The sequence below is a fragment of the Streptomyces sp. CY-1 genome, assembly GCF_047218265.1.
Taxonomy (GTDB): Bacteria; Actinomycetota; Actinomycetes; order Streptomycetales; family Streptomycetaceae; genus Streptomyces; species Streptomyces niphimycinicus.
Genome location: NZ_CP178393.1, coordinates 7,866,705 through 7,887,647 on the forward strand (window position 1 = coordinate 7,866,705; position 20,943 = coordinate 7,887,647).

At 70.5% G+C, this 20,943-nt stretch carries 17 protein-coding genes; 13 read left to right on the forward strand and 4 right to left on the reverse strand.

The features are described from left to right. The first annotated feature begins 248 nt into the window (after positions 1-248). The 5 genes from ACK1X7_RS33915 to ACK1X7_RS33935 are packed head-to-tail and all read left to right on the forward strand — an operon-like array spanning position 249 to position 6,645. Entirely contained in the window at positions 249-1,931 is a 1,683-nt protein-coding gene (locus tag ACK1X7_RS33915; RefSeq protein WP_390791880.1) for an extracellular solute-binding protein, read from the forward strand. Continuing rightward, on the forward strand, positions 1,931-2,911 hold the full coding sequence (locus ACK1X7_RS33920) for an ABC transporter permease (protein WP_390791879.1): 981 nt from the start codon (positions 1,931-1,933) through the stop codon (positions 2,909-2,911). Before ACK1X7_RS33915 ends, ACK1X7_RS33920 begins: the two co-directional genes overlap by 1 nt. Next, positions 2,908-3,870: a carbohydrate ABC transporter permease gene (locus ACK1X7_RS33925; protein ID WP_385139344.1), complete on the forward strand. Its 963-nt coding sequence runs from the start codon at positions 2,908-2,910 to the stop codon at positions 3,868-3,870. Before ACK1X7_RS33920 ends, ACK1X7_RS33925 begins: the two co-directional genes overlap by 4 nt. Positions 3,871-3,913: 43 nt before the next feature. Next, the gene (locus ACK1X7_RS33930; RefSeq protein ID WP_413116079.1) at positions 3,914-5,974 is read left to right on the forward strand and encodes a beta-galactosidase; all 2,061 of its coding nucleotides are present in this window, start codon (positions 3,914-3,916) and stop codon (positions 5,972-5,974) included. Further along, on the forward strand, positions 5,944-6,645 hold the full coding sequence (locus ACK1X7_RS33935; protein WP_385139350.1) for a glycoside hydrolase family 12 protein: 702 nt from the start codon (positions 5,944-5,946) through the stop codon (positions 6,643-6,645). The genes ACK1X7_RS33930 and ACK1X7_RS33935 overlap by 31 nt, the downstream gene beginning before the upstream one ends. Before the next feature lie 60 nt (positions 6,646-6,705). Here the strand turns inward: ACK1X7_RS33935 and ACK1X7_RS33940 are convergent, their stop codons facing one another. Continuing rightward, positions 6,706-7,722, reverse strand: a complete 1,017-nt coding sequence (locus tag ACK1X7_RS33940; protein ID WP_390791877.1) for a LacI family DNA-binding transcriptional regulator — start codon at positions 7,720-7,722, stop codon at positions 6,706-6,708. A 296-nt stretch (positions 7,723-8,018) separates the two neighbouring features. On the opposite strand from ACK1X7_RS33940, the gene ACK1X7_RS33945 reads away from it, so the two are divergent. The 7 genes from ACK1X7_RS33945 (at position 8,019) to ACK1X7_RS33975 (ending at position 17,538) form a co-directional block, all read left to right on the forward strand. Continuing rightward, positions 8,019-9,953, forward strand: coding sequence for an acyl-CoA dehydrogenase family protein (locus ACK1X7_RS33945; protein WP_413116080.1), 1,935 nt, complete (start codon positions 8,019-8,021; stop codon positions 9,951-9,953). 117 nt (positions 9,954-10,070) lie between these two features. Next, the gene (gene dxr, locus ACK1X7_RS33950) at positions 10,071-11,333 is read left to right on the forward strand and encodes a 1-deoxy-D-xylulose-5-phosphate reductoisomerase (protein ID WP_385157343.1); all 1,263 of its coding nucleotides are present in this window, start codon (positions 10,071-10,073) and stop codon (positions 11,331-11,333) included. Next, positions 11,330-12,631 (forward strand): M50 family metallopeptidase, encoded by a 1,302-nt coding sequence (locus tag ACK1X7_RS33955; RefSeq protein ID WP_413116081.1) that lies wholly within the window; start codon positions 11,330-11,332, stop codon positions 12,629-12,631. The genes dxr and ACK1X7_RS33955 overlap by 4 nt, the downstream gene beginning before the upstream one ends. Before the next feature lie 141 nt (positions 12,632-12,772). Continuing rightward, the gene (gene ispG, locus ACK1X7_RS33960; protein ID WP_398160243.1) at positions 12,773-13,927 is read left to right on the forward strand and encodes a flavodoxin-dependent (E)-4-hydroxy-3-methylbut-2-enyl-diphosphate synthase; all 1,155 of its coding nucleotides are present in this window, start codon (positions 12,773-12,775) and stop codon (positions 13,925-13,927) included. Between the two features lie 314 nt (positions 13,928-14,241). Next, positions 14,242-15,087: a GNAT family N-acetyltransferase gene (locus ACK1X7_RS33965; protein WP_385156145.1), complete on the forward strand. Its 846-nt coding sequence runs from the start codon at positions 14,242-14,244 to the stop codon at positions 15,085-15,087. A gap of 25 nt (positions 15,088-15,112) precedes the next feature. Further along, positions 15,113-15,682 (forward strand): GNAT family N-acetyltransferase, encoded by a 570-nt coding sequence (locus ACK1X7_RS33970; protein ID WP_216347084.1) that lies wholly within the window; start codon positions 15,113-15,115, stop codon positions 15,680-15,682. A 128-nt stretch (positions 15,683-15,810) separates the two neighbouring features. After that, entirely contained in the window at positions 15,811-17,538 is a 1,728-nt protein-coding gene (locus tag ACK1X7_RS33975; RefSeq protein WP_398160242.1) for a proline--tRNA ligase, read from the forward strand. A 552-nt stretch (positions 17,539-18,090) separates the two neighbouring features. Here ACK1X7_RS33975 and ACK1X7_RS33980 read toward each other — a convergent pair. The 3 genes from ACK1X7_RS33980 to ACK1X7_RS33990 are packed head-to-tail and all read right to left on the reverse strand — an operon-like array spanning position 18,091 to position 20,233. After that, entirely contained in the window at positions 18,091-19,035 is a 945-nt protein-coding gene (locus ACK1X7_RS33980) for an aminoglycoside phosphotransferase family protein (RefSeq protein WP_413116082.1), read from the reverse strand. A gap of 49 nt (positions 19,036-19,084) precedes the next feature. Then, positions 19,085-19,588, reverse strand: coding sequence for a ferritin-like domain-containing protein (locus ACK1X7_RS33985; RefSeq protein WP_385156136.1), 504 nt, complete (start codon positions 19,586-19,588; stop codon positions 19,085-19,087). Positions 19,589-19,621: 33 nt separating this feature from the next. Continuing rightward, positions 19,622-20,233 carry a hypothetical protein gene (locus ACK1X7_RS33990; RefSeq protein WP_385156133.1) on the reverse strand — a complete coding sequence of 204 codons (612 nt, stop codon included), beginning with the start codon at positions 20,231-20,233 and terminating at the stop codon, positions 19,622-19,624. Positions 20,234-20,418: 185 nt separating this feature from the next. Here ACK1X7_RS33990 and rimP point away from each other — a divergent pair, with 185 nt between their 5' ends. Continuing rightward, complete coding sequence (rimP, locus tag ACK1X7_RS33995) at positions 20,419-20,943, forward strand: ribosome maturation factor RimP (RefSeq protein WP_385156130.1); 525 nt, start codon at positions 20,419-20,421, stop codon at positions 20,941-20,943.

Sequence of the window (20,943 nt, forward strand, 5' to 3'; positions counted from 1 at the left end):
CACAAGGTGATGCGTCAGCAATTCGAAGCGCTTCGATGCTGGAGCCGCCACACCGACCCTGTCAAGGCTCAACGAGACAACAATTCACAAGCGCATCACAGTTGCTCAACCCGTCAATCGACAGACGCCCAACGGCTCATCTCGACACCGCTCTTGCGTGACCTCATCCCCCGACTTAACCTCAGCGCAATATCGAAGCGCTTCGACCATCGATCGTACGGCGGGCACGCCACGAAGGGTTGACGCACATGTCGAACTCCCAGGCTTCGGCCTCCACTTCCGCTCCCAGCCGAAGAACCTTCCTGGCCTCCACGGCGGTTGCCGCGGCGGCCGTCGCGGGAGGGACGCCGCTGCTGTCCGGGTGCTCCACCGAGGAGGGCTCCGGCAAGGGCGGCACCACCTCCGGCAAGGAGCTGAAGAACCTGCTGCCGACCTATGTGGCCTCGACGGTCGCGGACCCGGACATCCCCAGCGTCAACGGCTCCAGCCCCGGCTACACCAAGGCCCCGCCCGCCGCCGACCTGGTCGCCTCCGTCAAGGGCAAGCCCGGCCACGGCGGCAGTTACACCATGTTCGAACCGCTGTGGGGCACCCCGCCGCCCAAGAACAACGCCTACTACAAGGCGGTCAATGACGCGCTCGGCGCCAAGATCAGCCTTCAGCCGCAGGACGGCAACACCTACGGCGAGAAGCTCGGCGCCGTCCTCGCCTCCGGTGATATCGCCGATATCGTGATGATCCCGCTATGGGAGATGGGCGGGCGGATCCATGGCGCGGTCGGCGCCAAATTCGCCGACCTGGGTCCGTATCTCTCCGGCGACAAGGTCAAGAAATATCCGAACCTCGCCGCCATTCCCACCGCCGCCTGGCAGATGTCAGTCTTCGGCGGCAAGCTCCGCGGGCTGCCGATGCCCTCCCGCCCGCTCGCCGGCGTCATCCCGTACTACCGCGAGGACATCTTCGCCAAGGAGGGCTACCAGGTCCCGAAGAGCCCGGCGGAATTCCTGGCTCTGGCCAAGGAGATCACCCGGCCCAAGAGCAAGGTATGGGCCTGCGACGACATGTGGTGGTCGGCGCAGCGGTTCTTCGGCTGCCCGGGGGAGAAGCCGTACTACTGGGTCGAGAAGGACGGCAAGCTGGTCCACAAGGTCGAGACCGAGAACTATCTCGAGGCCCTGGAATGGTGCCGCAAGCTCTTCGCCAGGGGATATGTGCATCCCGACGCGGTCGCGGGCAAGGGCAATGACGCGCTGACCCGCTTCACCTCCGGCCAGACGCTCCTCTACAACGACGGCGACGCCAAATGGTACGGCGCCACCTTCGAACAGGCCGGGCCGAACCCCGAATTCAAGATCCAGGGAATGGACTGGTTCGGCCCCGACGGCGGCGACCCGGTCATCTATCTCGACCCGCCCGCCCAGATCTGGTCCTTCCTCAACGAAAACCTCTCCAAGGACGGGATCGAGGAAATCCTCGCCCTCGCGAACTTCATCGCCGCGCCCTTCGGCACCAAGGAACAGCGCCTCATCGACTACGGCGTCGAAGGCGTGCACCACGATATGAGGAAGGGGGTGCCGGTCAAGAACGCCACGGGTGTCCGGGACGTCCAGGACACCTACCGCTTCATCGCCTCCCCCCAGGCGAGCGTCGCCTATCCGGACTTTCCGCGGATGGTCGAGGACTACTGCGGCTGGATGCGGCGAATGGGCAAGTTCGCCAGGAAGCCGCTCTTCTACGGGATGCAGATCCAGGAGCCCAACCGGTACGCCTCGCTCTACACGCCCTTCGAGGACCTCGCCAAGGACGTCACCCGCGGCCGTAAGTCGATCAAGGACGCCCAGCGGGCCATCAGCGACTGGCGCAGCGGGGGCGGCGACCGGCTCCGCGACTGGTACGCGAAGCTCCTCGACCAGAACGGCAGCGGCGCCTGATGGCCCTGGACATCCGCGGCCGCCCCAAGGGCCCCGGCCACGCGAAGGCTCGCGGCACCCCGGGCGGTCGCGCCGGATGGTGGCACCGGCTGCGCCGGGACCGCGCCCTGCTGCTGATGACCGCGCCCGCCGTCGGTCTGCTGCTGCTGTTCACCTACGTCCCGCTGATCTGGACCACCGTCGCCTTCAAGGACTACGACCCGTTCACCCAGGGGCTGTGGACCAGCCCCTGGGTGGGCCTCGACAACTTCACCCTCCTCTTCGAGGACAGCCGCTTCTGGGACGCCTTCGCCAACACCCTCTCCATCACCTTCATCCAGCTCGTGCTGTTCTTCCCGGTGCCCATCGCGCTCGCGCTGCTGCTCAACAGCGTGCTCAGCGACAGGGTCCGCGGCCTGGTGCAGTCGATCCTGTACCTGCCGCACTTCTTCTCCTGGGTGCTGGTCATCACGATCTTCCAGCAGATGCTCGGCGGCGCCGGGCTGCTCGCCCAGCAGTTGCGCGCCCATGGGCATGAGGGCTTCGACCTGATGACCGACCCGGCGGCCTTCAAGTTCCTGATCACCGCCCAACTGGTGTGGAAGGACGCGGGCTGGGGCGTGATCGTCTTCCTGGCCGCCCTCTCCGCCGTCAACCAGGACCTCTACGAGGCCGCGGCGGTGGACGGCGCGAACCGGTGGCGCCGGATGTGGCACGTCACGCTGCCCGCGCTGCGCCCCGTGGTCGCCCTGCTGCTGGTGCTGCGCGTCGGCGACTCGCTGACCGTCGGCTTCGAGCAGATCCTGCTCCAGCGCGACGCGGTGGGGCCCGGCGCCTCGGAGGTCTTCGACACCTATGTGTGGTGGGTCGGCATCGCCAACACCGACTACGGGATCGCCGCCGCCGGCGGGCTGATCAAGGGCGTCTTCAGCCTGGTGCTGGTGCTGATCGCCAACAAAGTCGCCCATATGCTCGGCGAGCAGGGGGTTTACCGGAAATGACCGTGACCGAGCGGACCCCGGCCGCTTCCGCCCCGCCCACACCCACCGCCCCGCCCCCGCGGCGGCGTGGCAGCGAGCGGCGCCCGGTGTGGGAGGAGGAGCCCGGCAGGGTCGGCCAGGGGCTCAAGGGGGTCACCCTGACCGGGGTGTGTCTGGTGATCCTCGGCCCGCTGTGGGTGGTGATCGTCACCAGCCTCTCCGACCAGCGGACCATCACCGACGCCGGGGGACTGGTGATCGTCCCCAAGACGATCACCTTCCGCGCCTACACCGAGCTGCTGAGCGGCGGCACGGTCACCCGCGCGACCCTCGTCAGCCTCGCGCTCACCGCCGTGGGCACCGTGATCAGCACTGTGGTCTCGGTCCTGTGCGCCTACGGACTGTCCCGTCCGGGGTCCTTCCTGCACCGGCCGATCCTGATGGTGCTGCTCATCACCATGTTCTTCAACGCCGGTCTCATCCCCACGTATCTGCTGGTCACCGGCGTCGGCCTGGAGGGCAGCTACTGGTCGATGATCCTTCCCGGGGCCGTCTCGGTCTTCAATGTCCTGGTGCTGCGGGCGTTCTTCCAGAACATCGCGCCGGAGCTGATCGACAGCGCCCGGATCGACGGCGCGGGGGAGTGGCGGATCCTGCTGCGCATCGTGCTGCCGCTGTCGAAGGGCGTGATCGCCGTGGTCTCGCTGTTCTACGCGGTCGGCTACTGGAGCCAGTGGTTCAACGCCATGCTCTACCTCAACGACCAGGACAAATGGCCGCTTCAGATGATCCTGCGCCAGTTGGTGATCAAGCAGCAGGCGCCGCAGGGCATGTCCCAGATGATCTCCACCCAGCAGATCCCCGGCCTGGCCGTGCAGATGGCCGTCATGGTGCTCGCGCTGATCCCCGTCGCGGTGCTCTACCCCTTCGTCCAGAAGCACTTCACCAAGGGCATGCTCACCGGCGCCGTCAAGGGCTGACGCCGGTTGCCCCCGTTCCCAGCCGACCCGAGACGGGAGCCGTATGCCCGACCTGAACGACGCCACCCGCGGCCGCATCCTCTACGGCGGCGACTACAACCCCGAGCAGTGGCCCGAGAGCGTCTGGCACGACGACATCCGGCTGATGCGCCGGGCGGGCGTCACCACCGTCACCCTCGGCGTCTTCTCCTGGGCCCGGCTCGAACCCCGCCCCGGCACACGGGACTTCGGCTGGCTGGACCGGGTCATGGACCTGCTCCACGAGGGCGGGATCGAGGTGTGCCTGGCGACCCCGACCGCCTCCCCGCCGCCCTGGATGGGCTCCCGCCACCCCGAGACCCTGCCGCGCGACGAGACCGGCTCGGTCGTCTGGTACGGCTCACGGAACCAGTTCTGCGCCTCGTCCCCCGTCTACCGCGACTACGCGCTGCGCATCACCGAGGACCTGGCCGACCGCTACGGCGGCCATCCGGCCCTGCGGATGTGGCATGTCGGCAACGAGTACGGCACCCACTGCTGGTGCGATGAGACCGCCAGGCACTTCCGCCGCTGGCTGCGCACGCGGTACGGCGGCCTGGACGCCCTCAACGAGGCGTGGGGAACGGCCTTCTGGGGCCAGCGCTATGACTCCTGGGAGGAGATCATCCCGCCGCGCCGCGCCCAATACATGATCAACCCCGGTCAGGGGCTGGACTTCCGCCGCTTCACCAGCGACGCCCTGCTGGAGTGCTTCACCGCCGAACGCGACGCGCTGGCCGCACGCACCCCGCGCATCCCCGTGACCACCAACTTCATGCCGCTGTTCATCGGCCAGGACGGCTGGGCCTGGGCGGCGGAGGAGGACGTGGTCTCCGTCGACCTCTACCCCGACCCCAAGGATCCGCACGCGGCGGCCTACGGGGCGATGGTCCAGGATCTGACCCGCTCCCAGGCGGGCGGCCCCTGGGTCCTCATGGAGCAGGCCGCCGGGCCGGTCAACTGGCGCGGCGTCAACCACCCCAAGCCGGACGGGCTGATGCGGCTGTGGTCCCTCCAGGCCGTCGCCCGCGGCGCCGACGGGATCTGCTTCTTCCAGTGGCGGCAGTCCCGGCAGGGCAGCGAGAAGTTCCACTCCGGGATGGTCCCGCACGCGGGTGAGCACAGCCGCACCTTCGCGCGAGTGCGCGGGCTCGGCGCCGAGCTGCGCGAACTGGCCCCGGTCACCGGCTCGGACGTCCCCGCGCGGGCCGCGATCCTGCACGACTGGCACTCCTGGTGGGCCACCGTCCAGGACGGCCGCCCCTCCTCCCGGCTCCCCTACGAAGGGCTGCTGCGCGCCTGGCACCGGGCCCTGTGGGAGCGCAACCTCACCACCGACTTCGCCCATCCGCACGCCGACCTCACCGACTACGCCCTCGTCGCCGTCCCCCAGCTCTATCTGCTGACCGACGAGGCGCTGGACAACCTGGCGGCGTATGTACGCGGCGGTGGCACCCTCGTCTGCGGCTTCTTCACGGGCGTCGCCGACGAGGACGACCGGGTGCGCCCCGGCGGCGTGGACCGGCGGCTCCGCGAACTCCTCGGCATCCGTACGGTCCACGAGTGGTGGCCGCTGGACGAGGGCGAGACGCTCGACGCCGAGGGCGCCTGGCTCGGCCCGTTCCACGGCACCGGCTGGTCCGAGGACTTGGAGCCGTCCACCGCCGAACCGGTCGCCCGGATCAAGGGCGGTGAGCTGGACGGCCGCCCCGCCGTGACCCGCCACGCCTACGGCGCCGGGACCGCCTGGTACGTCTCCACCCTCCCCGACCCCGCCGCCCTGCGCGCCCTGCTCGCCCGCGCCGCCGAGGAGGCCGGGCTGGCACCGGTGCTGCCCGGCCTCCCCGAGGGCGTCGAGGCGGTGGCGCGCGGCCCGTATCTCTTCCTCCTCAACCACGGCCGCACCCCGGCGGTCGTCCCCCTGCCGTCCCCGCGGACGGATCTGCTCACCGGACGCGCGCACCACACCGGCGTCCGGCTCGACCACTTCGCGGTCATGGTCCTGGCTCCGCCCGAATCCCCGCGTCCGACCCCCCATCCGAAGGGACAAGTCCCGTGCGACGAACCGCCAGAACGCTCTTCCTGACCCCGCTGGTCGCGTTACTCGCGCTGATCGGCTTCGCCGCCGCCCCCGCCCAGGCCGCCACCTGGTCCTCCTCGGACCAGTGGGGCACCTGGTCCAACGGCGGCTACACCCTCTACAACAACATCTGGGGCTCCGGCGCCGGAGCCCAGACCATCTGGGCCAACTCCTTCAGCGACTGGGGAGTGTGGGCCAACCACCCGAACACCGGCGGCATCAAGTCCTATCCCAACGCCAAGAAGGTCGTCGGCAAGAAGATCAGCGCCATCTCCACCCTCACCAGCGACTACAACGTCACCGTGCCGTCCTCGGGCGCGTACAACACCTCGTACGACATCTGGGACACCAACTACGACTACGAGATCATGCTCTGGGTCAACAAGACCGGCCCGGTCGGCCCGCTCGGCACCGCTCAGGGCAATGTCTCCCTCGGCGGCCACACCTGGAGCGTCTACAAGGGCAGCAACGGGGCCAATGAGGTCTTCTCCTTCATCCGCACCTCGAACTCCACCTCCGGCTCCGTGGACATCAAGCCCATCGTGAACTGGATCAAGAACACCAAGGGCTGGTTCGGCGATGTGACCATCGGCGACGTCCAGTTCGGCTACGAGATCACCTCCTCGGCCGGCGGTCTGGACTTCCGGACCAACAGCTTCGGCGTGAGCGCGAGCTGACGCCCCCGTACCGCCGCCGTCCTTCCCGCGCGGCGGCGGTACGCCACCGGGCCCGCGGGCTCAGGAGGTGCCGGGCGCCGGGCCCGAGCTGGCCCGTACGGTCAGCTCCGGGGCCAGCAGCGTCACCTGCTCCTCCAGGGGCTGCCCCGCCAGCTTCGCCACCGCCAGCTCCACCGCGCGCCGCCCCATCTCCTCAGCCGGAATGGCCACCGAGGTGAGCCGCACCGACGCCTGGGTGGCCACCTGCTCGGGGCAGACGGCGACCACCGAGACGTCCTCGGGAACCGCGCGCCCCTGCCGCCGCAACAGGCTGAGCAGCGGATCGATGGCCGCCTCGTTCTGCACCACGAAGCCGGTGGTGCCGGGCCGCTCGTCGAAGATCCGGGACAGGGTGCCGTCCATGGACTCGTAGCTGCCCTCGCACGGGCGGTGCAGCAGCCGCACCCCCAGCTCACCGGCGCGGCGCCGCAGCCCCTCCAGGGTCCGCTCGGCGAATCCGGTGTGGCGCTCATAGACGGCCGCGGCCTCGCCCACGACGGCGATCTCCCGGTGGCCCAGCTCCGCCAGATGCTCGGCGCACAGCGCACCGGTGGCGGTGAAGTCCAGATCGACGCAGGTCAGGCCGACGGTGTCGGCGGGCAGTCCGATCAGTACGGTGGGCTGGCGGGCCGCGTGCAGCAGCGGCAGCCGCTCGTCCTCCAGCTCCACATCCATCACGATCATGGCGTCGGCGAGCCCGCTGCCGGTCACCCGGCGCACCGCCGCCGGGCCCTCCTCGCCGGTGAGCAGCAGCACGTCATAGCCGTGGGAGCGGGCGGTGGTGGCGACCGCGATGGCGATCTCCATCATGACCGGCACATACATGTCCGTCCGCAGTGGCACCATCAGCGCGAGGATGTTGGAGCGGCTGCTGGCCAGGGCCCGGGCCCCGGCGTTCGGGTGGTAGCCCAGCTCCTTGATGCTGTGCTCGACGCGCTCGCGCGTGGGGGCGGAGATCGACCGCTTGCCGCTGAGGACATAGCTCACCGTGCTGGCGGAGACTCCGGCGTGCCGGGCGACCTCGGCGAGGGTGACCATGCGGGGCGACTCCATCCGATGGGATTGCGAGAGGACAGCGATACGTTTTGGTGAAGCGCTTCGACGCATGGCCGAGCCTGTCCGTGCTGGCCATGTGGATTGACAGTAGACCCGCGGCGCAGGGCTGTCCATAGTCATCGAAGCGCTTCGACACCGCTTATGCGCCCTGTGGGATCCACGGTTGCGGCAATCCCGCTCCATCCACCCGCTTTGCCGACCGGTCGGACCGGAGGCACACTGGCAGCGGTACGTGCCGGTAATGTCACGAGATCGTCATTCGCGGCAAGGGAGCACCGATGACCGCATCCTCCGTCAGGCCGGTGTCCGAGCGTGAAGCGCGCCAGGTCGCCGAGGCCGCACGCGAACAGGTATGGCACAAGCCCAGCTTCGCCAAGGAGCTCTTCCTCGGCCGCTTCCGACTCGATCTGATCCATCCGCACCCCGCCCCCGCCCCGGACGATGTGCGCCGTGGCGAGACCTTCCTCGCCAAGCTCGGCGAGTTCTGCGAGACGCGGGTCGACGCGGCCCGTATCGAGCGCGAGGCCCAGATCCCCGACGAGACCATCCAGGGGCTCAAGGAGCTCGGCGCGCTCGGCATGAAGATCGACACCAAGTACGGCGGCCTGGGTCTCACGCAGGTCTACTACAACAAGGCGCTCGCCCTGGCCGGCTCCGCCAGCCCGGCGATCGGCGCCCTGCTCTCCGCCCATCAGTCCATCGGCGTACCGCAGCCGCTGAAGCTCTTCGGCACCCAGGAGCAGAAGGACCGCTTCCTGCCGCGCTGCGCCCGCACCGACATCACCGCCTTCCTGCTCACCGAGCCGGACGTGGGCTCCGACCCGGCCCGCCTCGCCACCACCGCCGTGCCCGACGGCGACGACTACCTCCTCGACGGCGTCAAGCTGTGGACCACCAACGGCGTGGTGGCCGACCTCCTGGTGGTGATGGCCCGGGTGCCGCGCTCCGAGGGCCGTAAGGGCGGCATCACCGCCTTCGTCGTGGAGACCGCCTCCGAGGGCGTCACCGTCGAGAGGCGCAACGCCTTCATGGGGCTGCGCGGCCTGGAGAACGGCGTCACCCGCTTCCACCAGGTGCGCGTCCCGGCCGCCAACCGGATCGGCCCCGAGGGCGCCGGCCTCAAGATCGCGCTGACCACGCTCAACACCGGACGGCTGTCGCTGCCCGCGATGTGCGCGGGCGCCGGGAAGTGGTGCCTGAAGATCGCCCGCGAATGGTCCGCCGCCCGTGAGCAGTGGGGCAAGCCCATCGCCAAGCACGAGGCCGTCGGCGCCAAGATCTCCTTCATCGCGGCGACCACCTTCGCCCTGGAGGCCGTCATCGACCTCGCCTCCCAGATGGCCGACGAGGACCGCAACGACATCCGCATCGAGGCGGCGCTCGCCAAGCTCTACGGCAGCGAGATGGCCTGGCTGATGGCCGACGAACTGGTCCAGATCCGCGGCGGCCGGGGCTATGAGACCGCGGCCTCGCTGGCCGCCCGCGGGGAGCGGGCCGTCCCCGCCGAGCAGATGCTCCGCGATCTGCGCATCAACCGGATCTTCGAGGGCTCGACCGAGATCATGCATCTCCTCATCGCCCGCGAGGCCGTGGACGCCCATCTGTCGGTGGCGGGCGACCTCATCGACCCCGACAAGTCCCTCCAGGACAAGGGCAAGGCGGCCGCCAAGGCCGGTGGCTTCTACGCCCGCTGGCTGCCCGGCCTGCTCGCCGGGCCCGGCCAACTTCCCCGCGCCTACCCCGAGTTCCACCCGGCCGGGCATCCGGACCTCTCACCGCATCTGCGCTATGTGGAGCGCTCGGCACGCAAGCTGGCCCGCTCGACGTTCTACGCCATGTCCCGGTGGCAGGGCCGGATGGAGACCAAACAGGGCTTCCTCGCCCGGATCGTCGACATCGGCGCGGAGCTGTTCGCGATGAGCGCGGCCTGCGTACGGGCCGAGATGCTGCGCTCGCGCGGTGACCACGGCGTCGCGGCCTACCAGCTTGCCGACGCGTTCTGCCGACAGGCCAGGATCCGCGCCGACGAGCTCTTCGGGCGGCTGTGGACCAACACCGACGAACTCGACCGCAAGGTGGTCTCCGGGGTGCTCTCCGGCGCCTACGAGTGGCTCGAACAGGGCGTTCTCGACCCCAGCGGCGACGGCCCCTGGATCGCCGACGCCACCCCCGGCCCGACCACCGCCCAGAACGTCCACCGCCCGATCCGCTGAAACCGCCCGATCCACCGAAGAGGACGCGGGAGTCGCTTCAGGAGCCGCCGGAGCCCGTGATCGCCGTAACCCGGGGCGTGTCCCCGAGCCGTCATCCCTTGCCGCCACAATGGGGGGATGACGGAATCCCTGGCTGACCCGCATCTGCGCTTTCCGGCGGCCACCGCCGCGGAGGGCGTGCGCGACATCGTGATCCTGGGCTCCACCGGTTCGATCGGCACCCAGGCCATCGACGTGGTGGTGCGCAACCCCGACCGCTTCCGTGTGACCGGCCTGTCCGCCGCCGGGGGACGGGCCGGGCTCCTCGCCGAGCAGGCCCACCGGCTGCGGGTGGACAGGGTGGCGGTCGCCCGTCCGGAGGCGGTGCCCGAGGTGCGCGAGGCGCTCGGCGCGCGCTACGGAGCCGGTGAGCCGCTCCCCGAGATCCTGGCGGGGCCCGACGCGGCCACCGAGCTCGCCCGCTCCCAGTGCCACACCGTGCTCAACGGCATCACCGGCTCCATCGGCCTGGCGCCGACCCTGGCCGCCCTGGAGGCGGGCCGGGTGCTGGCGCTGGCCAACAAGGAATCGCTCATCGTCGGCGGCCCCCTGGTCAAGGCCGTCGCCAAGCCCGGCCAGATCGTCCCCGTCGACTCCGAGCACTCCGCGCTCTTCCAGGCGCTGCTCGGCGGCGCCCGCGAGGAGGTCCGCAAGCTGGTCGTCACCGCCTCCGGCGGCCCGTTCCGCGGCCGGACCAAGCGGGAGCTGGCCTCGGTCACCCCGGAGCAGGCGCTGGCCCACCCCACCTGGGACATGGGCCCGGTGGTCACGATCAACTCCGCGACCCTGGTCAACAAGGGCCTCGAGGTCATCGAGGCCCATCTGCTGTACGACATTCCCTTCGAGCGGATTGAGGTGGTGGTCCACCCTCAGTCGTATATCCACTCGATGGTTGAATTCACCGATGGCTCGACGCTCGCCCAGGCGAGCCCGCCGGATATGCGGATGCCCATCGCACTCGGCCTCGGCTGGCCCGAGCGGGTGCCGGACGCCGCGCCCGGCTGTGACTGGACCAAGGCCCACACCTGGGAGTTCTTTCCCCTGGACACCGAAGCGTTCCCCTCGGTCGGCCTCGCCCGGCATGTCGGCGGCCTCGGCGGCACCGCCCCGGCCGTCTTTAACGCGGCGAACGAGGAGTGCGTGGACGCCTTCCTTGACGGAAAGCTGCCTTTCAACGGAATCGTCGATACGGTCGCCGAGGTGGTGGCCGAGCATGGCACCCCCGCCGTGGGAACCCGGCTCACCGTCGCGGACGTCCTCGAGGCTGAGACATGGGCCCGCGCCCGCGCAACGGAACTGGCCGCCAGAGCGGCGAAGGCGACCCCGGAGGCTCGCGCATGACGACACTGATGACGGTCCTCGGCATAGTGGTGTTCGCCGTCGGCCTGCTGATCTCGATCGCCTGGCATGAGCTCGGCCATCTCTCCACGGCCAAGCTCTTCGGCATCCGGGTCCCGCAGTACATGGTCGGCTTCGGGCCGACGATCTTCTCCCGCAAGAAGGGGGACACCGAGTACGGCATCAAGGCGGTCCCGTTCGGCGGCTATATCCGCATGATCGGGATGTTCCCGCCGGGCGACGACGGCAAGCTCACCGCCCGCTCCACCTCCCCCTGGCGCGGCATGATCGAGGACGCCCGGTCGGCCGCCTTCGAGGAGCTCCAGCCCGGCGACGAGAAGCGCCTCTTCTACACGCGCAAGCCGTGGAAGCGCGTGATCGTCATGTTCGCCGGGCCCTTTATGAACTTGATCCTCGCGGTGGTGATCTTCCTCGGGGTGATGATGAGCTTCGGCGTCAACACCCAGACCACCAGCGTGGGCACGGTCTCCCAGTGTGTGGTCGCGGCCTCGTCCGCCACCGACAAGTGCCCCAAGAGCGCCAAGGACTCCCCGGCCAAGGCCGCCGGTCTCCAGCCGCGGGACAAGATCATCGCCTTCAACGGGCACCGCACCCCGGACTGGGGCGCGCTCCAGAAGGACATCCGCGAGACCACCGGCCCCGCCACGATCACCGTCGAGCGGGACGGTGTCCGCAAGACCCTGCACGCCAACCTCATAGAGAACCAGGTCGCCAAGTCCGACGGGAACGGCGGCTATGTCGAGGGCGAGTACGTCACCGCCGGCTTCCTCGGCTTTACCCCGGCCAACGGCGTGGTCCAGCAGTCCTTCGGGCAGTCCGTGGACCGCATGGGCTCCATGGTCCACGACGGCATCGACTCCATGATCGCGCTGCCCTCCAAGGTCCCGGACCTGTGGAACGCGGCCTTCGGCGACGGCGAGCGCAAGGCCGACTCCCCGATGGGCGTCGTGGGCGCGGCCCGGGTCGGCGGCGACGTCGCCAGCCTCGACATCCCGCCCTCCCAGCGGATCGCGACCATGCTCTTCCTGGTCGCCGGGTTCAACCTCTCGCTGTTCCTGTTCAACATGCTCCCGCTGCTGCCGCTGGACGGCGGCCATATCGCGGGCGCGCTGTGGGAGGCCATCCGGCGCCACACCGCCCGGCTGGTCCGGCGGCCCGACCCCGGGCCGTTCGATGTGGCGAAGATGATGCCGGTCGCCTATGTGATCGCGGGAGTCTTCATCTGCTTCACCCTGCTCGTCCTGGTGGCGGACGTCGTGAACCCCGTGAAAATCTCTTGATGACGCGAGATGTCCTGAAGTTCACCTTTGGGTGGACTTCAGGAGCACGGTGTGCTGACGCCATCACCGTTGCCGTAATCTCGGAGATCGGAGTCTGCTGATCTCCGGCCACGCACACACCTTCTTGGGGTTACGAACCAGATGACTGCGATTTCGCTAGGAATGCCGTCCGTACCGGCCAAGCTCGCCGAGCGCAGGGTCAGCCGGAAGATCCAGGTCGGTCCGGTGGCCGTGGGTGGCGACGCTCCGATCTCGGTTCAGTCGATGACGACGACGGTGACGGCGGACATCGGGGCGACGCTCCAGCAGATCGCGGAGCTGACGGCGTCGGGCTGTCAGATCGTGCGGGTGGCGTGTCCGTCGCAGGATGACGCGGACGCGTTGCCGGTGATCGCGAAGAAGTCGCAGATCCCGGTGATCGCGGACATTCATTTCCAGCCGAAGTATGTGTTCGCGGCGATCGATGCCGGGTGTGCGGCGGTGCGGGTGAATCCGGGGAACATCCGGCAGTTCGACGACAAGGTCAAGGAGATCGCGAGGGCGGCCTCGGACGCGGGTGTGCCGATCCGTATCGGGGTGAACGCGGGGTCGCTGGACAAGCGGCTGCTGGAGAAGTACGGGAAGGCCACGCCGGAGGCGTTGGTGGAGTCGGCGTTGTGGGAGTGCTCGCTGTTCGAGGAGCATGGTTTCCGGGATATCAAGATCTCGGTGAAGCACAACGATCCGGTGGTGATGGTCAATGCCTACCGTCAGCTCGCGGCGCAGTGTGACTATCCGCTGCACCTTGGGGTGACGGAGGCGGGTCCGGCGTTCCAGGGGACGATCAAGTCGGCGGTGGCGTTCGGTGCGCTGCTGAGTGAGGGGATCGGGGACACGATCCGGGTGTCGCTGTCGGCGCCTCCGGCGGAGGAGGTCAAGGTCGGGATCCAGATTCTGGAGTCGTTGAATCTGCGGCAGCGGCGACTGGAGATCGTCTCGTGTCCGTCGTGTGGGCGGGCGCAGGTGGATGTGTACAAGCTGGCGGACGAGGTGACGGCCGGTCTGGAGGGCATGGAGGTTCCGCTGCGCGTGGCGGTCATGGGGTGTGTGGTGAACGGCCCCGGTGAGGCGCGTGAGGCGGACCTGGGAGTGGCTTCGGGCAATGGCAAGGGGCAGATCTTCGTCAAGGGTGAGGTCATCAAGACGGTGCCGGAGTCGAAGATCGTGGAGACCCTGATCGACGAGGCCATGAAGATCGCCGAGCAGATGGAGAAGGACGGCATCGCTTCCGGCGAACCGCAGGTCTCCATTAGCTGATCCCCCTTTTTTCGAGGGCTCGGTTCGCCTCCGGGGCGCTTCAGTCACTGTCGACGGTCGACCGTGCTCGGTCGCTCGTTCCTCGCTCCCTGCGCGCGCTCTCCCTTTCGACAGCGACGCGCCCCTTCGGCTCACTCGCCGGAAGACCTAAGCACCCGGTGCTCCACGGCGCCCTTCGGCGTATCCAGTTGCCGTTGGGCGCCCCGGAGGCGCAACCGAGCCCTCGAAAAACCCCCTTCTGGACCTGCGCGATAGAGTCTGGAGAATTGACGTCCCCGGCCCGCAGGCCCGCACCACGTGAGGCAGACCGACACGTGCTGACCACGTCCACCACCAGGGTCCTCGAGCCCCATGAGCTCGACGCGGCCCTCGCGGTGCTGAACCGCGACCCCGTCTCGAACGCCTTCGTGGCCGCCCGCGTCCAGGTCGCCGGACTGGATCCGTGGCGGCTCGGCGGCGAGATGTGGGGCTGGTACTCCGGCGGACGGCTGGAGTCGCTCTGCTACGCCGGAGCCAACCTGGTGCCCATCTGCGCCACCCCCGAGGCCGTGCGCGGCTTCGCCGAGCGCGCCCGCCGGGCCGGCCGCCGCTGCTCCTCGATCGTCGGCCCCGCCGAGACCACCGCCGGGCTGTGGTCCCTGCTCGAGCCGAGCTGGGGCCCGGCCCGCGAGGTCCGCGCCCGGCAGCCGCTGATGGTCACCAACGCGATGCCCGCCGACATCCCGCCCGATCCGCTGGTGCGCCGCGTCCGTAAGGACGAGATGGACGTGATCATGCCGGCCTGCGTGGCGATGTTCACCGAGGAGGTCGGCGTCTCGCCGCTCGCGGGCGACGGCGGGCTGCTCTACCAGGCACGGGTCGCCGAGCTGGTCACCGCCGGGCGCTCCTTCGCCCGGATCGAGAACGGCCGGGTGGTCTTCAAGGCCGAGATCGGCGCGGCCACCCCGCACGCCTGCCAGATCCAGGGCGTATGGGTCGCCCCCGAGTACCGTGGCCGCGGCCTCTCCGAGACCGGGATGGCGGCCGTGCTGCGCTATGCGCTGGGCGAGGTCGCCCCCGTGGTGAGCCTGTACGTCAACGACTTCAACACCGCGGCCCGCGCCGCGTACCGCCGGGTCGGCTTCCGGGAAGTCGGCGCGTTCATGAGTGTGCTGTTCTGATCGACGGCCAAGTAGGGTGCCGCCCATGCTGCATCTCGCCGGGGGGCGGACCCCGGAACCCGAAGACGTCGTCGTCGGGTCGCTCGACCTCGCCGCACGCGTGGACGAAGCGCTCGCCGTTCAGGCCGTCGCCTTCGGGCTGACGGGCGAGGAGATCGGCGTACGACGCCACATCGTGCTGCGCCATCTCAAGAGCCCCGGCGCCCGCGCGCTCGGCGCGACCACCCCCTCCGGCCGGCTCGTCGGCTTCGTCTACGGCATGCCCAACGACCGCACCCACTGGTGGTCCACGGTCGTCCAGCCGTATCTGCGCGCGGCCGGGCAGGACGACTGGCTGGACGACTCGTTCGTCATCACCGAGCTGCACGTCCACCCCGACTTCCAGGACCGCGGCATCGGCCGGGAGCTGATCACGACCATCACGGACGGCGCCGACCAGCCGCGGTCGATCCTCTCCGCCATCGACACCGAGAGCCCGGCCCGCGCGCTCTACCACTCACTGGGCTACCGCGACCTCGCCCGCCCCGTGCTCTTCCCGAGCGCCCCGAGCCCGTACGCCGTGATGGGAGCGCCGCTGCCGCTGCGCCGCCGCTAGGCCGTGTCCGGTGGATCTTCGCGGGCCCGCGACGCGGCCTGGGCACCGTCCGTAGCCATACGCATTTCCGGGAAACCGACCGGTGCGGCTAACCTCCTGAACATCCCATCGCACGCAGGAGAGACCCCATGGCCCACGCCGTCAACGTCCAGCGCTTGTCCACGACAATGCTGAAGACGCTGCGCGAAGACCCGGCGGACGCCGAGACCGCCAGCCATAAGCTGCTCGTCCGCGCCGGCTATGTCCGCCGTGCCGCCGCGGGCATCTGGACCTGGCTGCCGATCGGCAAGAAGGTCCTGGAGAACGTCTCGCGGATCGTGCGTGAGGAGATGGACGCCATCGGCGCCCAGGAGGTCCTCCTGCCCGCGCTGCTGCCCCGTGAGCCGTACGAGGTGAGCGGCCGCTGGGACGAGTACGGCGATCTGCTCTTCCGGATCAAGGACCGCAAGGGCGCCGACTACCTCCTCGGCCCGACCCATGAGGAGATCTTCACCCTGACGGTCAAGGACCAGTGCACGTCCTACAAGGACCTGCCGGTCATGCTCTACCAGATCCAGACCAAGTACCGGGACGAGGCCCGCCCCCGCTCGGGCGTGCTGCGCGGGCGCGAGTTCCTGATGAAGGATTCGTACTCCTTCGACACCACCGACGAGGGCCTCGCCGAGTCCTACCGGCTGCACCGCGAGGCGTACCAGCGGATCTTCCAGCGCCTCGGCCTGGACTACCGCATCGTCTCCGCGGTCTCCGGCGCGATGGGCGGCTCGGCCTCCGAGGAGTTCCTGGCCCCGGCGGCGGCCGGCGAGGACACCTTCGTCGACTGCCCGAACTGCGACTACGCCGCGAACACCGAGGCGGTCACGGTGGCCCTGTCGCCGGTCGAGGGCGCCGAGCACGGGCCCCTGGAGGAGCTGGACACCCCCGACACCCCGACCATCGAGAGCCTCGCCGAGTACCTCGGCGTCCCGGCCTCCGCCACCCTGAAGAACCTCCTGGTCAAGGTCGACGGCGAGATCACCGCGGTGGGCGTCCCCGGCGACCGTGAGGTGGACCTGGGCAAGCTGGGCGAGCACCTCGCCCCCGCCGTCGTCGAGCTGGTCACGGCCGAGGACTTCGAGGGCCGCCCCGAGCTGGTGCGCGGCTACGTCGGCCCGCAGGGCCTGGCGGGCAAGGCCCTGCGCTATATCGCCGACCCGCGCATCGCCCCCGGCACCGCCTGGGTGACCGGCGCCAACAAGCCCGACACCCATGCGCGCAACGTGGTCTGCGGCCGTGACTTCGAGGTCGACGACTACCTCGACGTCGTCGTGGTCGAGCCGGGCGACCCCTGCCCCCGCTGCGGTACGGGCATCGAGCTGGACCGGGCGATCGAGATCGGCCACATCTTCCAGCTCGGCCGCAAGTACGCCGACGCCTTCCAGCTCGATGTGCTCGGCCAGAACGGCAAGCCGGCGCGGGTCACGATGGGCTCGTACGGCGTCGGCGTCTCCCGCGCCGTCGCCGCGCTCGCCGAGCAGACCCACGACGAGTCGGGCCTCTGCTGGCCCCGCGAGGTGGCCCCGGCCGACGTCCACATCGTCGCGGCGGGCAAGGCCCTCCAGACCGAGCTGGCCCTCGACATCGCCGAGAAGCTGGGCACGGCGGGTGTGCGCGTCATGGTCGACGACCGCGCAGGCGTCTCCCCGGGCGTGAAGTTCACCGACGCCGAGCTGATCGGCGTCCCGACCATCCTGGTCGTGGGCCGTGGCGCCAAGGACGGCGTCGTCGAGCTGAAGGACCGCCGTACGGGGGAGCGCGAGGAGCTGCCGATCGACGACGCGGTTTCCCGCCTCACCGCCATCGCCACCGCCACCGCCTGACGGGCAGGCCCGCCCGGCCGGTCCCGGGAACCCCCCGGCCCTGCGCTCCGGCGCCCGGGGCTGGGGCTGGGGCTGGAGCTGGAGCTGGGCTGGGGGCTGGGGGGTTGTGGTGTTGCGCGGCGTGGGCGGGTGCGGGCTTCGTCTCGCGCCTTCGGCGCATTTGAGCAGCGGGGCAGGGGGCGCCGGGGCGCGGCGCCGCCTCCGGCCATCGGGCCCGTTGGTGCGGGCGCCGGTGGCGGCTTCCCCGCTCGCCGGCGGAGGTCCTCTCCGGAGTGGCAGCGGGGGTCCGGGTACCCCTCTGAAAAATGCTTGATTTGGCGCAACTAATACATCAAGCGATTTCGAGAGGGGTACCCCACCCCCCTGCTCTCCGGCATCGGCCGCCGCCACCGGCCCCGTCCCCGGCGGTCGGCGACGTCGCCCGGCCCGGCACCCCCTGCCCCGCTGCTCAATTGCGCCGAAGGCGCGAGACGAAAGCCGCACCCGACCGAGCCGAACAGTCGTACTCGGCAAGGGAGTTGTGGGCGGAGCCACCGTTACAGCCAGGCCCCGTTACAGCCAGCCCGCGAACTCCAGCAGCAGCTCCGCCCGGCGGCGATCGCCCGCGGCGGCATGCCGTAGGCCCGTCTCGACGGCGCGATAGAAGGACCAGCCCCGCAGCCGGTCGCGGTCGACCTCCAGGGCGTCCGCCAGCTTGCCGACCCGGCGGCGCGCGGCCGCGGCGGGGCCGGGGCCGGCGGCCAGGTCCTCGCAGCGGTCGAGCACCAGCCGCGCCAGGTCGTACGCGCGCTCGCCCACGACCGGCGCCGGGCCCACCGCGAGCCAGGGTGCGCGCTCCCCGGCCAGCACCTTCCCCTGCCGGAAGTCGCCGTGCAGCAGCACCTCCTCGGGCGGCTCGGCGGGCAGCGCCTCCCGCAGCTCCAGCGCCTCGTCGGTCAGCGGGCGGGCCTCCGCCGCCCAGCCCCCGGCGCCGAGCGTCCGCAGGGTCTCGCACTCCTCCTCCGTACGCCCGGTGACCGACGCGAACGGATGTCCCCCGGGCGGCGCCACCCATAGCCGCCGTACCGTGCCCGTCGCCTCCAGCACCGCCTTCGCCTCGGGCAGCGAGCGCAGCGACACCGTGCCGCGCAGCCGCTCGATCAGCAGCGCACCGGTGTCCGGGTCGGCGCGCAGCAGCCGGGCCGCGCCCCAGCCGTCCCAGTGGGCGAGGGCGGCCCGCTCATGGTCGGCGTCCGGGCCGGGGACCGGGAACTTCAGCGCCGCCGGGGTGTCGTCCTCCTGCCGTACGAGCGCGACGAGCCCGCGGCGCCCGCCGGGCGCCGACACCCGCTCCAGGGTCAGCTCCCACGCGGCGAGCTGCCACTCGACCGTCTCGGGCAGGGCGTCCAGCCAGCTCCGTACGGCACTCGCCGGGGTGTCGCTCAGCGCGTCCAGGAGCCGCTTCGGCACATGGACGCGAGCCGTATCGCGGCCGCCGGGCTGTGGTGCCGATGCCATTCCTGAGCTGTCCCCTCCACCATCAATGACTTCACAGACCCCATCGGTCTCACACCCCGTCCGCCCCACCGCTGGCCGACGCCGACGGAGTGGCCGGTGCGGCGCGTTCGGTGAGTCCAGGGAAGGCTACGCCGCCGCCCCGCCAGCGCACCGCCCGGACCGCCGCCTCCCGCAGCGCCCCCGCCGCCTGGCGGCGCAGGGACCCGGTCGAGGCCCGGACGAGGTCGGCGTAGACGGCGGCGACCCGGTTCTCCAGCTCGGCCGCGAGCCGCACCGCGGCGGGCGCGTCCGGTACCGCGAAGGGCAGGGCGTAGGCGGGCGCCGCGGCCTCGGGGCTGCCGCCGAGGTCGCGCACGGTGCGGGCGAGGTCGTCCCGGCGGGCGCGGTGCGCGGCATAGCCTTCGCGCGCCTCCGCGAGCCGGTCGTCGCCGATCCGCCCGCCGACGACGCCGTACCCGTACACCGCGGCGTGCTCGGCGGCGAGCGCCGCCTGTGCGGCCCTGAGCGCCGCGGCGCGCTCGCCGACGGCCGATCGGCCTGCTCGAGAGGCCATGTCAGTACCCCTTCCCGGTGGTTCCGAGCGTGATCACGAATCCGTGCCGCGCTGGGTGAGGAGATACACGTGAGCGGCGCCGCAGGCCGCGACGGAGGCCAGCAGCCGGGCCAGTTCGGGCGGCGCGGTGGCGAGCGCCGCGGTGCGGGTGTCGGCGGTCTGGCGCTCGGCCTGGGCGAGCGCGGACAGGGCCTGTTTCTCGTCCTCCGGCACCTTCGGCACCCGCTGCCCGCCCGCGGAGGGCGAGCGCGAGGCGGTCGCGGAGGGGGAGGCGGAATGGTCCTTGGTGGTGAAGGCCGCGGCATGCCGGGCCGTCTCCTCCCGCAGCGGCGCCAGCCGCTTCGCGAGGTCGGGGTGCGCGTCCACGGTCGCGTCGTAGCGTGCGAGGAGTGCGGTGGAGTCCCGCGCGCCCCGCGTTCGCAGCAGGGCGACGGCCGCCTCGCCGCCCGTGTCGCGCCGGGGCTCGGCATCGTCGGAACAGCCGCTCAGCAGCGCGACCGCCCCCAACGCTCCGCCGCCCAGCAGCAGACTCCGCCGCCGGGGCACCGCGGCGGCGCGCGCCGAGGACTCGGCGGACGCCGGGGAGGCCGAGGACTTCGCGTCGGATGCGGGTGTGGGAGGAGGTGGGGGAGTCGTGATCGACACGTTCCTCTTTCCGGGCTGCGGCCGCTCCCGGCCGCCGGTAGTGATCACAGCAGGCGAGCGTACCCGCGCGGAGCCCGTCTGCCCGGCAGCGGCCACCGAATCGTCAGCCCGCCGCCGGAACAGATAGGCTTTGACCTGACACGCGACCTTCCCACAACAGCACACGCGGCCGAGGAGTCACCCGGATGAGCACGACCCAGAGCGAGAGGCTGCGCGGACTGCTGGAACCGCTCGTCAGCGCGCGAGACCTGGATCTGGAAGAGGTCGAGGTGACACCGGCTGGGCGGCGGCGTGTGCTGAGAGTGGTCGTGGATTCCGACGACGGCGTCCAGTTGGACACGTGTGCGGAGCTGAGTCGGGACATCTCCCAGACCCTGGACGACACGGACGCGATGGGCCAGGTCCCGTATGTCCTCGAGGTCACCTCGCCCGGCGCCGAGCGCCCCCTGACCGAGCCGCGCCACTACCGCCGTGCCACCGGCCGCCTCATGCGAGCGCGGCTCACCGACGACGGCGAGCTGGTCGCCAGGATCGTCTCGGTGGACGACGAGGGGCTCGATCTGGAGGTTCCCGGTGTGAAGGGGCGCAAGCCCACCGCCAGACGGCTTGCCTTCGGGGAGATCTCCAAGGCCCGGGTGGAGATCGAGTTCAACCGCAAGCCCGAGGAGAAGACCGCGGGCGAGGACGACGAGAGCAAAGAGGAGGCGTAG